This window comes from Corynebacterium hesseae (assembly GCF_037850265.1).
Classification (GTDB): Bacteria; Actinomycetota; Actinomycetes; order Mycobacteriales; family Mycobacteriaceae; genus Corynebacterium; species Corynebacterium hesseae.
Genome location: NZ_CP137211.1, coordinates 932,495 through 947,284, shown reverse-complemented (window position 1 = coordinate 947,284; position 14,790 = coordinate 932,495). Strand labels below are relative to the sequence as shown.

Here is a 14,790-nt window from a genome sequence, read left to right as displayed (position 1 = left end):
GGACAGCTGCCGAGTCGCCTTGAAGGCAAGCCCCTAAAGCAGAGCGAAGATGCCCATGACCACCAGGAAGGCTGCCACGCCGTAGCCGCTCCACAACGCCACGGTGGTGGAGTTCTCCCGCGCCCACGCGAAGGCGCGTCCGGCCCAGGACTCTGGCTTCGCCCGCACAAGCGCGATGAACAATCCGCACACAGTCGGCAATGAGAGCGCAAACGTGGCGTAGAAAAAGAGGCCACCATACTTAACGGTATTGCTAAAGTCCCCGGCCGCTAGGTGCATCAGGCCATAGAAAAAGGGCACGGAGGTCAAGGACTGGATAACGCCCATGGCATAGCCCACCACAACGGTTTTAGCCGAAGGAGTGCGCAGCGGGCCGAGCAGTTTCTGCACCATGTCATTGGGTTCACCCTTGGAGCGCCAGGCTAGAAGTCCCAGAGCAAGGCCAATGACTACCAGCCCCCACCCCAGCAGAGGCGATTCCAAGGCCGCGGCAACCTTGTCCTGGATTCCGACGAACACAAACATCACCACAGCGGCGGCGGTGAGCACACCGAACCAATCGCCGACGATGACGAAGGCCGCAATCTTGCGGTAGCTGCCCCGCGGAAGCATGATGCCGATAGCCACCAGGATTCCGATCAGTAGAGCGTTGACGGAATCGGCAAAGGCATTGAGCACGGCTTCGAGCATGCGGGCCAGTGTACAGGGCGCGTTTGCAGAACTTACTCTGGACACCGAGCCTCCTGCGCTCTGCACCATGCTTTGCTCTAGTGGTGCAGCCCGAGGAAACATTCACTCACTGTTTACCGTTAAGGGCCCTCATGTGAGGGCCGTCAACGGTAAGGTATTGAAAAGTGCTTGCCGCCGACAGAGATGTGGAGAGATAAAAAATGAAGGTAGCGATTCTCGGCGGAGACGGCTTCTGTGGGTGGCCCGCTTCCCTTTATCTCTCCGACCAAGGCCATGACGTCATCATCGTGGATAACCTCTCCCGGCGCGCCATCGATGAGGAGTTGGGCGCGGAATCCTTAACACCCATCGCCTCCATTGAGGAACGCCTGGCTGCGTGGACCGAGGTTTCCGGCAAGACCATTGGCTTCCGCAACCTCGACGTGGCCCAGGACTACGACGACCTGCTCGAGTTCCTGAATACCGAACGCCCGGATGCCGTGGTGCACTTCGCTGAGCAGCGCGCCGCCCCCTATTCCATGAAAAATTCGCGCACCAAGCGCTACACGGTGGATAACAACATCAACGCCACCCACAACCTGCTCGCCGCCATCGTGGAATCTGAGCAGGATATCCACGTCGCTCACTTGGGAACCATGGGTGTCTACGGCTACGGCACCGCCGGAATGAAGATCCCGGAAGGCTACCTGGACGTGCAGGTGGATGCGGGTGAGGGGGGCGTCGTCAAGCAGCAGATCCTGTACCCCTCCAACCCGGGCTCGGTCTACCACATGACGAAGGTGCTGGACCAGCACCTGTTTGCCTACTACGCCAAGAACGATGAGCTGCGCATCACCGATCTGCACCAGGGCATCATTTGGGGCACGCACACGGAGCAGACCCAGAAGGACGAGCGCCTTATCAACCGCTTTGATTATGACGGTGACTACGGCACGGTGCTCAACCGCTTCCTCATCCAAGCCGGCATCGACTACCCACTGACCGTGCACGGCACCGGTGGCCAGACCCGCGCTTTTATCCACATCCGGGACATGGTGCGCTGCATCGAGCTAGCTTTGCAGAACCCGCCGGCGCGCGGTGAGCGCGTCAAGATCATCAACCAGATGACGGAAACCCACCGCGTACGTGACTTAGCGGAGTTGGTTGCGAAGATCTCTGGCGCAGAGGTGGCCTACGTGCCGAACCCGCGCAAGGAATCCGCGGAAAATGAGCTCCACGTCACCAACGACACCTTCCTCAACCTGGGGCTGGAACCGACCACCTTGTCTGAAGGGCTGCTGCACGAGGTGGAGGAAGTCGCACGCAAGTACGCCGACCGCGCTGACCGCTCCAAGATTCCGGCGCAATCGCTGTGGACGCGCCAGCAGCACGCCGGCGTCCCCTCCACGGAGGCCTAGTCCTCCGTGCGCATCGCAATCGTTACCGAGGTCTTCCTCCCCAAGATCGACGGCGTGGTCACGCGCCTGACGCGCACTCTGGACCAGCTGGCCGCGATGGGCCATGAGGTCCGGATTTTTGCCACGGGCAAGGCCCCTGACTCCTACGCCGGCTTCGAGGTCACCCGCATACCCAGCTTGTCGCTGTGGGTCTACCCGGAAATCAAATTCGGCTTGCCCTCGTGGAAGTTCTTCAAGGAAATCAGGGATTTCGATCCCGATGTCATCCACGCGGTCAATCCCATTTGGACAGCGGCGCTCGGTGTCTTTGCCGCGCAGCGCGATGCCGTGCCGCTGGTGGCTAGCTTCCACACCAACGTGCCTGAATACGTCGATGCACTGGGCATCGGGTGGACCCGCCCGCTGACTGAGGCCGCTCTGAAGTACCTGCACAACCAGGCTGCGGTGAACCTATGCACCTCAGGCCCCATGGTGGATAAGGCTCGGGAGGTGGGGATCCACAACGTGCACCTGTGGCCCAAGGCTGTCGATACGCAGGCCTACCACCCCAGCCGCGCCACCGCGCAGATGCGCGAGCGCCTCACCGGTGGTAACCCGGACTCCCCGCTGGTGACCTATATCGGGAGGGTCTCCAAGGAAAAGGACTTGGAGCGCCTCGACCACGTAATGCACCTGGTGCGGACAGAGCTTGGTAACGCCCGCCTTGCCGTCGTCGGCGATGGCCCTGCGCTGGAGGAGCTCAAGGCCAACTTCGATCCTTCGCACACCGTGTTCACCGGTTACTTGTCCGGCGAGGAGCTCGCCGCTGCCTTCGCTGTCGGAGATGTCTTCCTCTTCCCCTCCGCCACGGAGACACTGGGCCTTGTGGCGCTAGAGTCCTTCGCCTCGGGTGTGCCGGTCATCGGCACGAATGCCGGCGGTATTCCCTTCGTCATTGAGGAAGGCGTTACAGGACATCTCATCGAACCCGATGCCGATGATGAGGCCTGGGCCAGCGCTACCGTCAATCTTCTTCGTGACGCCACGCGTCGGGAGACGATGGGTGCTGCCGCCCGCCGCGAAGCCGAAAAGTATTCCTGGGTAGAATCCACCCAAGCCCTCCTTCAGGCCTATGAGGAGGCTATCGAGCATCCCTTCTTCAGGGAATAAAACCAAGTCAAGGAGCACTAATGGACTCAGCCCAGGACCTGTACTCCGCTGGCGCCTTCATTCAAGCCGGCATCGACGCCGCGTTCTCCTCACGCTTGGGCGACGTGCGCGACGTCGAGGTGAACTTTGCATCTTCCGACTCCGAGCCCGCCACCGATCAGCGCGCAGTGGTGCGTTTTACTACCGCCTCTGGGACCTATGACTTCGATGGCCTGCGCCTAGCCACAATCCAGGATGGCCGCTTGCACTGGTCTACGGGGTTGACGGAACACGCGCCGCAACCGGAGTTCCACGGCCCGCAACCCGATTCCGCCCTGCTCCGCGGCTTGGCGCGGCGGCTCGTGGGTGACCGCCCAGTCATCCGCGTCCCGCAGGGCGAGGGCGAGGCGCTCGTCGCCGTCAACTTCGCGGAGATCCACCCCGATCCCCGTGTCAGCATCCTGGCCGGGCTTGAGCATACGGGGGATATTGAGGGAGGCGTCGACGAACACCTCGCCACCGCCGAGCTCGCCTCCTATGTGGGCGTGGCACCAGATGTTGTACAAGGCCTCGCGCACTTCCACGGCATCCGGATCGCGGCTCTCCCCCATCCTTCGGGCCACGGCGGGCTCAGCGCACGCGATGTGCTGGCCGACGCCCACTTTATGGCCACCGAGCACAATTTCTTCCTGGAGGCCCGATTCCCCAACCTGTGGGCTGACCTTGACCCTGACACGTCGCGCACCGTGGTGAACTCCGATTATGGTTCGCATACGGTTCCCTCCCATCTCATCGCCACCCTCAACGCCACAACGAGCACCTTTACGTGGGCATGGGCGGACGAGCTCTCCGGTTCCATGTCCGCCCACGCCGCGGCGAACCTGCGCCGCTTCGGATATGACAATGCCATCCCCGAGCTGATTCGCGCCCGCGTACCCATCCCCGAGGCACGCTCTCTGCGCTTGCCGCAGCTGGCCATGCCAATTCTGGGGCTGTGGACTCTACTGCCAGTGCAGCTACCCGACGGCCGCCAAGGGCTAGCACTGTCCGACGCCCCCGCGTTCCACCTGCCCGCGCCTTCACGGGCCGCCGCGCAGGCCACGCTCAATGTTGCGGTGCCGGCGGGAGTGGATGAGCAGCGGGCGCGCGCCGCATACCAGCGAGCACGCCCTATATAACTGCTAGGAGCTCAGCACCGCGCGGAATTCTTCGACGTCAACGTCCTCCGTGGTCGCCGGGTTAAACGCTGCGTCCTGGGTCTTATCCACCAGTACCGCACGCACGCCTTCGGAAAAGTCAGGGCGGCGATACATGTGCATGCCCAGTTTGAGTTCTAGCAGGAGCGCCTCCCGGATATCGTCGACAGCGGCTTCCGCCTCATAGAGCTCATTGGCCGCGATGATGGCGGCTGGGCACGCGGCTGCCATGAGGCGACGCACCTCGCCGGCAATCTGCGGGCGCTTGTCCAGCTCCGCGGAAATCTCCTCCCACGTGGGCAGCGCGAAGGTCTCCTCCAGGTCTTGAGCCACCTGCTCGAGCGGTGCTGGCTGCTGTGGCGCGGGTAGGGCCAGCTCTTCCAGTGCGGCATCAATACCGCGCTCGATAGCGGCTTCGATCAGCTCGGCCGCATCCTTGACCACGTGGGTTGCCACGCCCGTCCACAGCATGTCCGCGGCATACATGCGGTACCCGCTCAGACCCCAAAACTTTGCCAAACCCGGCGAGGCTACACCGCGAGTGCCCACCATGCGCTGGGCCGCATAAGCTACTCCGACGTCCGTGACGTAGCCGATATTCATCTCCGGCATCGAAGCGAAGGCCTTTTCCGTCACCACGCGGTGCGAACCGTGCAGGGAAATGCCCAATCCACCGCCCATGACGACGCCGTCGATGACGGCGATGTAGGGCTTCGGAAACTCGGCGATATCGCCGTTGGTGAGGTACTCGCTGGCGAAGAAGGCATCAACCTCTTCCAGCTTGCCTTCCGCGATTCCCTCCCGCGCGTGGCGCACGTCACCGCCCGCGCAGAATGCCTTGGGACTGTTGGAGTAAATAAGGACCTGCTCGATGTCGTCATCCTGTGCCCACGCTTCGAGGGAGCGGCGGATGATGTCAATCATGTCCGGGTTCAAAGAGTTCAGGGCCTTCGGCCTGTTGAGTTCGAGGACTCCTGTGTGGTTGCGCACGGAAACGAGTACTGGATCAGTCGTAGTCATGCGCACCAGTGTTCCATATCACAAAAGTTTCAGCCACCTATTTCTTGGCGCTACGTTGGACATGGCTCCCTGCCTCTAGCTCAACACTTTTAGATTGGTGTGACTTACTTGCTCCCACAACTTGTTGCCCTTGATATGGACGGCACGCTCCTCGACGCGCATGGCCAACTCCCTGCAGACTTTTCGGAGCTCCAGGACCTGGCCACTGCCCGCGGCTGCGAGCTGGTTCCGGCCTCGGGGCGCCAACTGGCCACCTTGAAGGACATGTTCCCGAAAGGCGAAACGTTTATCGCCGAAAACGGCTCGGTCATCATGCGCGGCGGTGAGATCATCGCGGCATTCCCGCTTGCGGAATCCACCGTGCACGCGGCACGAGAGGCTGCTGCGGCCATCGAAGTGGAACATACCGTAGTTCTATGTTCCCCGGAGACCGCCTACGTTGCACGGGATGTGTCAGACGCGGCACGTACAGAGATTGCAAAGTACTACAAGGCGGTCACTTGGGTCGATGACTTGGATGCAGTGCCGGAGAGCAACATCATCAAGATTGCTATTTTCTGCGAATCTGGTTCTGAGGCGCACATTTACGGTCCCATCGTCCGCGCCGTCCCGGAGGACAATGTCGCGGTATCCGGCAAGGTCTGGCTCGATGTGATGGCCCGCGGCGTGGAAAAAGGTACGGCGCTAACTAAGCTCGCTGAGCTCGCCGGTATTCCGATCGCAGCCACTGTGGCCTTCGGTGACTACCTCAATGATTTCGAGATGCTGCGCGCCGCCGGGACGGCTGTGGCCATGGAAAACGCGCATCCCCAGCTGAAGGAAATTGCAGATATCATCGCCCCGGCTAACACCAACAACGGGGTTAGCACCGTCCTTCGCCAGCTTTTGCGCACCTAACACGCTCCCCCGCAGCCTTGCCCGAGTAGCCCGCACGCACAGAGTAGGATTACTCGGGTTACTGAGCCTCAGTACCCGAACCCCGGTGTCTACCTGCGGAGTGTGTAGTGAAGAAGTTTTTGCGGTCGATGATGTCACGTTTGGCAAAGGGCGAGTCGTCTGCATCGAGTCCCGCTCCGTCCTCCTCTGCGGATTCCTCGAAAACTACCTCGCCTTCACCCGCTGCAGCTTCCGCGTGCACTGCGCCTGCTACGCCCTCTCAGTCCCCGCCACCTGCTAAGTCCACCGCGCCTGCCGCGAACGATAAACCTGCTAAGGCAAGCGCCCCTAAGACTCCACCGGCACCCACTGGGCACGGGCCCCGTAATGTCCAGCGTCCTGCCGCTCGGCCTGGCCGCGTACGCCCGCGTTCGGCTGAAGACTTCACTCTAGATCTGACTCCGGATGCACTTCCCAAAGCCTCGGCGGTGAAAAAGGCCAAACTAGTTAAGGCCCGTGAGGAAGCCGAAGTAGCTTCGGCCGGTCGGCGCGGCCCACGTCGGACCATTCCACGGCACCCGAACCCACAGGCTCCCGCCCAACGACGCCAAGCACCTGCAACGCCCAGCGCCGACAAGGCTTCAACAACCAAGCCATCACAAACTCAGCCCGCTGCGAAGCAGCCACCTGCACACGGCGACAAAGCACAGTCTCCTTCCCCGGCTCCAGCACACCCCAAACGGCAAGAAGGAGCCGAAAAGGCCACGTCGGCCCAGAAACCCAAGAAAGCCCCGGCGACTGCAAAGGCCAACGAGGAGACAAAGACCGAGGCGGCCGCAAAGCCCCGGGAAACCACAACGCCTCAGAAGAGCAAAGAAACTGGGGATTCCAAGCAGCCTGAGAAGAAGGCTTCAACCGGCACCGAGAACGAGATTTCGCGTGCTCTGGCCCGCCGCTCGCAATCCGTCGGGGCGTTAAGCGCCAAGCAGGAAAAACGCCGATCAGAAAAGCGGCGAGTAGCACAGGCTTCCCCCACTGCCGCCGCTGCAGCCGCCCCTGCAACCGCAACCGTCGCGACGGGCACAGCTGCCGCAGCTCCAGCAGCTGCTTCTGCGTCCACCCGCAACGCAGCCGCCTCTAGCCCCACTGCCCCCACTGCCCCCGCTGGCTCAAAGCGGCGTGCGCGCGCCCGCCTGCGCCAAGTGCCGGGCCTGGATGGTCTGCGCGGTCTAGCGGTTCTCGCCGTGGTGATCTACCACTTCTTCGGGGATATTCTCCCCGGCGGCTACCTCGGTGTGGACATGTTCTTTGTCCTTTCCGGGTTCCTCATCACCTCGCTGCTTGTTCGCGAGTTCAACGTCACTGGACGCATCAGCCTCAAAGGCTTTTGGCTCCGCCGCTTCCGGCGAATCCTCCCGGCCGCACTCATAGTCCTGTCCATATGCACAGCGATAGTGTCGCTCATTGGTGGGGACCTGGCCGTTGGCATCCGCGAACAATTCTTGGGCACGTTCTTCTTTGTCAACAACTGGACCCAAATCGCCACGAGCCAAACCTATTTTGCGCCTAATGAAGTACAAGTTTTCGCCCACTATTGGTCCTTGGCTGTCGAGGAACAGTTCTACCTGATCTGGCCGCTGTTGATGCTTGGCGTCTTTGCCATTTCCCGCCGCAAGCCCAAGCGCCTGCCCATCGCCGTATCGCTCATCCTCGCATGTGCCTCGGCCGTCGCCATGGCACTGCTCTATAGCCCGGGCGAGGATCCCACGCGTGTGTACTACGGCACCGATACCCACGCGTTCGGTCTCCTCATCGGCGCGATGCTGTCCCTCCTCATGACCTCCACCGACAAGGACATGGACGCGGATTCTTGGCCGGCCACAAACAAGGGCATTCTCGCCGGAACCGTTGGTTCCTTCGCATTAGTTGGCTACCTCGCGCAATTGGTATGGATGGGCGCGGATCGGGATTTCACCTACCGCGGCGGCCTCGTCCTTACCAGCGTGCTCGGCGCGGCAATGATTTGGGCAGTGGTGCGCGAATCTGGTCCCCTCACGTGGATCTTCCGCACCCGTGTGATGCGGTGGCTGGGCCAGCGCTCCTTCTCCCTCTACCTCTGGCACTGGCCAGTGGTAATGATTGTCCACGCGCTGTCCGACGCCCCCTCCTGGCTCCTAGGCCTCCTTTCGCTTCCGCTGAGCTGCGTGCTGGCTGAGGTGACCTACCAGTTTGTAGAAAACCCCTTCCGCTGCGCCGGATTCCGCCCTACGTGGCACGCCTACTGGGCTGCACGCCCCAGCGCGCAAGAGGTCAAAGATGGTTTTGGCAAGGCCATGTGGCCTGCCGTTCCCGTCCTCGTTGTTCTTTCCGTACTGGGCGTGGGCTACGCGCTGGTGACTTCGGAGGATAAGAGCGAACTGGAGCGCGAGCTCGAACGCATGGCGCTGTCCAACGAACAGGCGGAGAATTCTGCCCCGGCACAGTCATCGTCTGCCCCCGCAAAGCCTTCCGAGACCACGAAGCCGAAGGAAAAGCGTGCGCTTCCCACTGGAAACGAGATTAGTGCTATCGGTGATTCCGTCATGCTCGCTGCCTCCGAGGCTCTCAATGAGCGTTTCCCGGGCATTAGCATCGACGCCACTATTTCCCGCCACTATTCGGCAGCCCTTCCTGTCATCAAGGCGCAGAAGGATTCCGGGCAGTTGCGCTCCACCGTGTTTGTGGGTTTGGGAACCAACGGGGCTACGTTTGAGGGCCAGATGGACGAGCTCATCGACATCGTCGGCCCCGAGCGCACGCTGGTGCTCGTCTTGCCCTACGGCGAGCGCGATTGGATGGGACAGGCACGCGCCGAGATTATTGACGCCGCGACTGCTCACGACAACGTCTACATCGCAGACTGGTGCGGCATGGCTCAGGAGAACCCTGCCATGCTTTACGACGACGGCGTCCACCCGCTCCCCGAAGGCGCACATCTTTACGCGGATGCGCTGTACGACGCCGTGGAGCAATACGCCAACGAGGAGAAGAACCTCACCACCGTCTGCTCCCGCTAGCTAAAAGCCCCTGATGATCGCTAAAAGCCGCCCGGCTTCTGCCGGGCGGCTTTTGTAAACGCGTGGGGTTTAGACCGAGAATTCAGCCATCTTATCCCATGCTGTCTTACCAGGAATGGAAGTATTGATGATGTCCGGGGTCTCTACCAGGTACTTCGGCAGCTCCTCGCACGAGCGCTTGAAGTGCTCGGTGCTGACGTGGTCGACATCAGTGCCGTCCTTATAAGACTCGAGGAGCAGGAAGCGCTGCTTGTCTTCCGGATCACGGAACCACTTGAAGTCGATGCAGCCGGGCTCTGCCTGGCAGGCCTTGGTGTACCAGTCGATCTCTTCCAGGAAGGTATCGGCGTACTCGGGCTTGACGTGGAACTGTACGTTGATCAAAATCATGGGCCCCACTGTAACCTTCTCCGCGAAAACATGCAGAAGGCCCTGCCTGTAGCGGCAGGGCCTTTTGTAAAAGCGGCTTATCACCGGCCGCGTGAAGGTCTACTTGTTGAAGAAGTACTCCGCAACGTAGACGTAGGTTCCGTCGAAGGCCTGCGCAACGCCGAAGCCGGTGCCGTCAGTCTTGGTCACAGGAACATCGCGGTTGAGCCAGTTCACGCGATCCTTAGCTTCCTGCTCCGTGAGCTTGTAAATGTTACCGCTGCCCTCTTCCAAATGAGTCAGGCCATCGCCTGCATTGTCCTGGAAGGTAACCTTGCCGGCCGCAGCCTGGTTTGCCCACTCCTGGGCAATGTTCTTGGCGTTGGCATCTTCGTGGTGGCCCTGCTTAATCAGGTGGGCATGGGTTGCGCCAACGAGCTCATCGGCCACCGCCGGGGTCGGCTTCTTGATGAAGTCCGGCAGCTGGACGTTGTACTGCTTAGCCAGGTCATAAGCCTGCGCAGGAAGCTCGACTTCAAAGGAGTTAACCTGCTCCATAGCCTGGGAAGACAGCTGGTTCAGTTCCTGGGGCTGTGCGGACGATGGGTTAGCCGGGGCGGCCTGGGCCGCGGAGACCGAAAGAAGGGCGGTGAGGGATACTGCCACGGCGGAGGTAGCGGACAGGCGGGAAACACGACGCAAAGAATTCATAACTACCACCGTGCCATAAGTCCGCCCTCCTTGAAAAAGACTTCCCGGTCATACGGCATTTTCGATATCACTTTGTTATCAGCTGCCGGTGGAAAGGACCGGCGTGGAAGAATGACCGGAGACTTGCTTTTAGGATTCTTCGAGAGGTTGATCACTGGTGCTGGATGTCTTAACCGGATTTGCCATCATTTTTGTGGTTATCGGTGTGGGGTTCTTTCTGGGTCACCGGGGTGTTATCGGCCACGGTGAGGCGCGCCTGCAGTTCAACCGCACAGCGTTCTGGGCTGCGACTCCGGCGCTCATCTTCTCCAGCGTGGCCACCTCGGATACCTCTGCCTTCATGTCTCCGGTTGTGGCTGTCATCGCGATTGCCTCGGTCGCCACGATGGCCCTGTATGCGGTGCTCAGCGCGCTGTTCTTCCGGCGGAGCGGGGCAGAGACGATGGCCGGAGCGGCCGCGGCCAGCTATTACAACTCCGTCAACATCGGGCTGCCCATCGCCACCTATGTCATCGGTGATGCCACCTTTGTGGTGCCAGCACTCGTGCTCCAGATGGCAGTGCTCTCCCCCTTCATCATCGCCGGCCTCAATGCACAGGGGACAAGCTTGCGTTCGATCAGCAGCTCCGTGGTCTCCGGGCTGACCGCGCCAGTCGTCATCGCGGCCATCGCCGGTTTCATCGTTTCTGCGGCTGGTTGGAAGGTACCCGAAGTCATCATGGCTCCCCTCGAGATCCTCGGCGGGGCCTCCATCCCGATGATCCTGATGAGTTTCGGCGCTTCCCTCACCGGAGACGGGTTGCTGGCTAGCGACCGCCTACCAACCATTACCGCCACCGTGCTCAAGCTCGTAGCCATGCCAGCCATCGCCTTGGCGACGGGCCTAGCCTTGGGCCTGAGCGGCAAGGAGCTATACGCGGCACTCATCTTGTCTGCGCTTCCGACCGCGCAGAACGTTTATAACTACGCCGCGACCTACCAATCGGGAGAGACGGTGGCACGCGATACGGTCTTCCTCACCACTTTTCTCTCCTTGCCGGCCATGCTCGCCATCGCAGCACTCTTCGGGTAAGACTGGCCTTCGCTGGCGAGCACTAGCCGTCGAACACTAGCCTTCCAGCTTCTCCCCCAGCTCCAGCCATTCCATCTCTAGCTCCTCGCGCTCGGCGGCTACCGCTTTGAGGTCGGCGTCGAGCTTGGCCAGCTCGCCGCTGTCTCCCTCTCCGGAAGACATCTTCTCCGCGGCCTGCGCCATCTTTTCATTCAGCTTCGCCGTCTTGTCGTCGAGCTTGCCCATCTTGCGCTCCAGCGCGTTCATCTTCTTGGTCAGCTCGCGCTCCTCTTGGGAACTCAGCCGTTTTACCGGGGCGGTTTCCGTACGCTGACCATCGGCGTTCTTCGAGGCCTCGCCCAAGTCGAGCACACCACCGGCGGTGGCGGCTTCCATCTCCTGGCGGCGGCGCAAGTACTCCTCGATTCCGCCCGGCAGGTTGGTGAGCTTGCCATCCCCAAACAGCGCATAGGTGTTGTCCGCGATGCGCTCAATGAGGTAGCGGTCGTGAGAAATGACCACCAAGGTTCCCGGCCACGAGTCCAGCAAGGATTCAAGTTCTTGGAGGGTATCGATGTCGAGGTCGTTCGTGGGCTCGTCGAGAAGCAGCACGTTTGGCTCCGCCATGAGCACTCGGGTCAGCTGCAAACGGCGGCGCTCACCGCCCGATAGGTCACCGACGGGTGTGCGCTGGCGCTTGGCAGAAAAGCCCAGGCGCTCGGCCAGCTGGGAGGCAGAAAGTTCTTTCTTGCCCAGGTGGACGTAGGTGGCGACGTCTTCGACAGCGTCGAGAAGCCGGCGCTGTGGATCCAGGTCATCGAGCTCCTGGCGCAGCCAGCCCAGGCGCACGGTCTTGCCCTCGATGCGTTTGCCAGCGGCAAGCTCGACTTCACCGGCAAGGGCGCGCAGCAGCGTGGTCTTACCGGAACCATTAACGCCGACGAGGCCGATGCGCTCGCCCGGCGCCAGCCGCCAGGTGAGGTGATCCACCAGCGTGCGCCCATCGGGTGTCGTAACCTTTGCATCCTCAAGCTCGATAACGACCCGCCCCTGGCGCTGCTTAGAGAAGGCCATGAGCTCAACCTTGTCGCGCGGCGCTGGAACATCCGCGATGAGTGCCTCAGCCGCCTCAATGCGGTAGCGCGGCTTTGAGGTACGGGCAGGCGCCCCGCGGCGCAGCCACGCCAGCTCTTTGCGCGCCAGATTCTGGCGGCGCTGCTCGATGGCATCAGCCTGGCGGGCGCGCTCAGCGCGGGCAAAAGTCCAGTCGTTATAGCCGCCCTCGTAGGCATCGACTACGCCATCGTGCACCTCCCAAGTCGTGGTGGCGACGGTGTCGAGGAACCAACGGTCGTGCGTGACAACGACCACCGCCAGTTTGCGCGAAAGCAGGTGGCTGGCCAGCCATTGCACGCCCTCGACGTCGAGGTGGTTGGTCGGCTCATCAAGGACCACGATGTCGAGGTCTTGAACGAGTGCGGCGGCAAGGTTGACGCGACGGCGCTCACCACCGGAAAGTGAACCAACGGGAGTGTCCAGCCCCAGGTCAACGATGCCGAGGCCACCGAGAACATCGCGCACCTTCGCGTTGGATGCCCACTCGAAGGTTTCCAGCCCGAGCGGCTCAATGATGACCTGGGCGATGGTGAGGGACTCCTCCAGCTCGAAGCGCTGGGTTACCACCGCCATGCGCAAATCCGAGTTGTGGGATACGCGGCCCGCGTCCGGCGGCTCAATGCCGGTGAGGACCTCCAGCAGCGTGGTCTTGCCGCCGCCGTTGACACCGACGATGCCGATGCGATCACCGGTTTGAACGCCGAGGGAGACCCCGTTCAGCAGGGTCTTGAGCCCGAAGGACTTGGTTACATTTTCGAGGTTAATGAGGTTCGCCATATCGAGAGTTCATCTTAGTGCTTCAACACGGTTACCCCCGCACCATTACCTTTATTGCTATTGATTTTCACTTCCAATACTCTGCAACACCATGAAAAGAGAACGCCTCATCCTGTGCGCCGCACTTTCCGCAAGCATCATCACACTGACCTCCTGTTCCTCCCCCGAAAGCAACGAAGCTTCATCGCCCTCCAGCGCTGCAGCCTCCCACGCGCATGCCGAACACGGCGAAGGCCATGACGGAGAGCACAGCCATGACGGCTTCGAAGCCTCTGCTGGCGAAACCGAGGTGGCAGAGCTTCCTCCCCGTGTCCTCATCTCCCACAAGGACGGCCTCACCACGCTCGATGGAGAGACCGGTGAGGTCATCGACAACGAAGAACTGAAAGCATTTCTCCGGCTTAGCGATGCCGGCGATAACCGCCACATCATGGTGACCAAAGGCGATAGCTTCCTCACCTACGACACCGGGCGCATCACCAAGCCACACGGAGATCACAAGCACTACTACGCGGCTCAGCCGCAGCTTGACGACGCTTCCATCGACGCACCTCACGCCGGCCACGTGGTTCACCACGATGGTTTTACCGCGCTCTTCTCCGACGGAGATGGTGTAGCAAAGATCTACAAGACCGAGGACTTCGGCAAGGAAGACGCCCAGCCGGTCAACACCGTCGAGACAGGTGCTGCGCACCACGGCGTCGCGGTTCCGCTGAAAGACGGCTCCGTGGTCACCACGAAGGGCACCGAAGATGAGCGCCACACCATCCAGCATGTGGATAAGTCTGGCAAGGTCCTTGCGGAAACCACCGAGTGTCCTGGTGTTCACGGCGAAGCTGCCGCTGGCAACGGCTCCCTCTTCTTCGGATGCGAGGACGGCCCCGTCGTCTTCGACGGAACTAAATTCCACAAGATCGACGCTTCCGCCTACGCAGGCAAAGACGGCTACCAGCGCTCCGGCAACTCCGCGGGCTCAGAGGAATCCAACGTCATCCTGGCGGATAACAAGACCGACAAGGATGCCGACTTCGAGCGCCCCACCTCAGTGACCCTCATCAATACGGAGGACTACTCCGCCACGAAGGTCGAGCTCGGCGAGTCCTACTGGTTCCGTTCCCTGGCCCGCGGGCCCTTGGGCGAGGCACTGGTGCTCACGACCGACGGCAAGCTCAACATCATCGATCCGGATTCCGGCGAGATAACGAAAAAGATTGACGCCATCTCCCCGTGGAAGGAAAACGAGGAGTGGCAGCAGCCAGGGCCAATCCTGAAGGCAGCCAACGGCTATGCCTACGTCACCGACGCAAACAAGCAGGGACTGGTCGTTCTTGACCTCCTCGGCGACCAAGAACCACAGCGCTACAAGCTCGATGTCAAGCCAGTAGAGATGGCCGTCCTCTAAG

At 61.4% G+C, this 14,790-nt stretch carries 13 protein-coding genes; 8 read left to right on the top strand and 5 right to left on the bottom strand.

What is annotated here, in order from left to right; translation table 11 throughout:
* Nucleotides 1–33 precede the first annotated feature (33 nt).
* Nucleotides 34–690 carry a hypothetical protein gene (locus R3O64_RS04470; RefSeq protein WP_339017378.1) on the bottom strand — a complete coding sequence of 219 codons (657 nt, stop codon included), beginning with the start codon at nt 688–690 and terminating at the stop codon, nt 34–36.
* Between the two features lie 200 nt (nt 691–890).
* On the opposite strand from R3O64_RS04470, the gene R3O64_RS04465 reads away from it, so the two are divergent.
* Genes R3O64_RS04465 through R3O64_RS04455 form a run of 3 tightly spaced genes read left to right on the top strand, consistent with a single transcriptional unit; the run spans nt 891 to nt 4,393 of the window.
* A complete protein-coding gene (locus tag R3O64_RS04465) occupies nt 891–2,087 on the top strand; it encodes an NAD-dependent epimerase/dehydratase family protein (protein ID WP_070563427.1) in 1,197 nt (398 codons plus the stop codon).
* Nucleotides 2,088–2,093: 6 nt separating this feature from the next.
* Nucleotides 2,094–3,236 (top strand): glycosyltransferase family 4 protein, encoded by a 1,143-nt coding sequence (locus tag R3O64_RS04460; RefSeq protein WP_193634113.1) that lies wholly within the window; start codon nt 2,094–2,096, stop codon nt 3,234–3,236.
* 20 nt (nt 3,237–3,256) lie between these two features.
* Nucleotides 3,257–4,393 (top strand): DUF6882 domain-containing protein, encoded by a 1,137-nt coding sequence (locus R3O64_RS04455; protein ID WP_070530604.1) that lies wholly within the window; start codon nt 3,257–3,259, stop codon nt 4,391–4,393.
* Nucleotides 4,394–4,396: 3 nt separating this feature from the next.
* Here R3O64_RS04455 and R3O64_RS04450 read toward each other — a convergent pair whose 3' ends face one another.
* Complete coding sequence (locus R3O64_RS04450; protein ID WP_070565755.1) at nt 4,397–5,431, bottom strand: enoyl-CoA hydratase/isomerase family protein; 1,035 nt, start codon at nt 5,429–5,431, stop codon at nt 4,397–4,399.
* Nucleotides 5,432–5,530: 99 nt separating this feature from the next.
* On the opposite strand from R3O64_RS04450, the gene R3O64_RS04445 reads away from it, so the two are divergent.
* The 3 genes from R3O64_RS04445 (at nt 5,531) to R3O64_RS04435 (ending at nt 9,363) form a co-directional block, all read left to right on the top strand.
* Nucleotides 5,531–6,328, top strand: coding sequence for an HAD-IIB family hydrolase (locus R3O64_RS04445; RefSeq protein ID WP_319803600.1), 798 nt, complete (start codon nt 5,531–5,533; stop codon nt 6,326–6,328).
* An 85-nt stretch (nt 6,329–6,413) separates the two neighbouring features.
* A complete protein-coding gene (locus tag R3O64_RS04440) occupies nt 6,414–6,608 on the top strand; it encodes a hypothetical protein (RefSeq protein ID WP_339017377.1) in 195 nt (64 codons plus the stop codon).
* 187 nt (nt 6,609–6,795) lie between these two features.
* Nucleotides 6,796–9,363 (top strand): acyltransferase family protein, encoded by a 2,568-nt coding sequence (locus R3O64_RS04435; protein WP_339017376.1) that lies wholly within the window; start codon nt 6,796–6,798, stop codon nt 9,361–9,363.
* A gap of 69 nt (nt 9,364–9,432) precedes the next feature.
* Here the strand turns inward: R3O64_RS04435 and R3O64_RS04430 are convergent, their stop codons facing one another.
* The gene (locus R3O64_RS04430) at nt 9,433–9,753 is read right to left on the bottom strand and encodes a putative quinol monooxygenase (RefSeq protein ID WP_070563413.1); all 321 of its coding nucleotides are present in this window, start codon (nt 9,751–9,753) and stop codon (nt 9,433–9,435) included.
* 99 nt (nt 9,754–9,852) lie between these two features.
* Nucleotides 9,853–10,443 (bottom strand): hypothetical protein, encoded by a 591-nt coding sequence (locus R3O64_RS04425; protein ID WP_339017375.1) that lies wholly within the window; start codon nt 10,441–10,443, stop codon nt 9,853–9,855.
* 157 nt (nt 10,444–10,600) lie between these two features.
* On the opposite strand from R3O64_RS04425, the gene R3O64_RS04420 reads away from it, so the two are divergent.
* Nucleotides 10,601–11,515 (top strand): AEC family transporter, encoded by a 915-nt coding sequence (locus R3O64_RS04420; RefSeq protein WP_339017374.1) that lies wholly within the window; start codon nt 10,601–10,603, stop codon nt 11,513–11,515.
* A gap of 36 nt (nt 11,516–11,551) precedes the next feature.
* Here R3O64_RS04420 and R3O64_RS04415 read toward each other — a convergent pair whose 3' ends face one another.
* Nucleotides 11,552–13,387 (bottom strand): ABC-F family ATP-binding cassette domain-containing protein, encoded by a 1,836-nt coding sequence (locus R3O64_RS04415; RefSeq protein ID WP_070531717.1) that lies wholly within the window; start codon nt 13,385–13,387, stop codon nt 11,552–11,554.
* A gap of 91 nt (nt 13,388–13,478) precedes the next feature.
* Between R3O64_RS04415 and R3O64_RS04410 the strand changes: the two genes are divergently transcribed.
* Nucleotides 13,479–14,789: a hypothetical protein gene (locus tag R3O64_RS04410; protein ID WP_339017373.1), complete on the top strand. Its 1,311-nt coding sequence runs from the start codon at nt 13,479–13,481 to the stop codon at nt 14,787–14,789.
* Nucleotide 14,790: the final 1 nt, after the last annotated feature.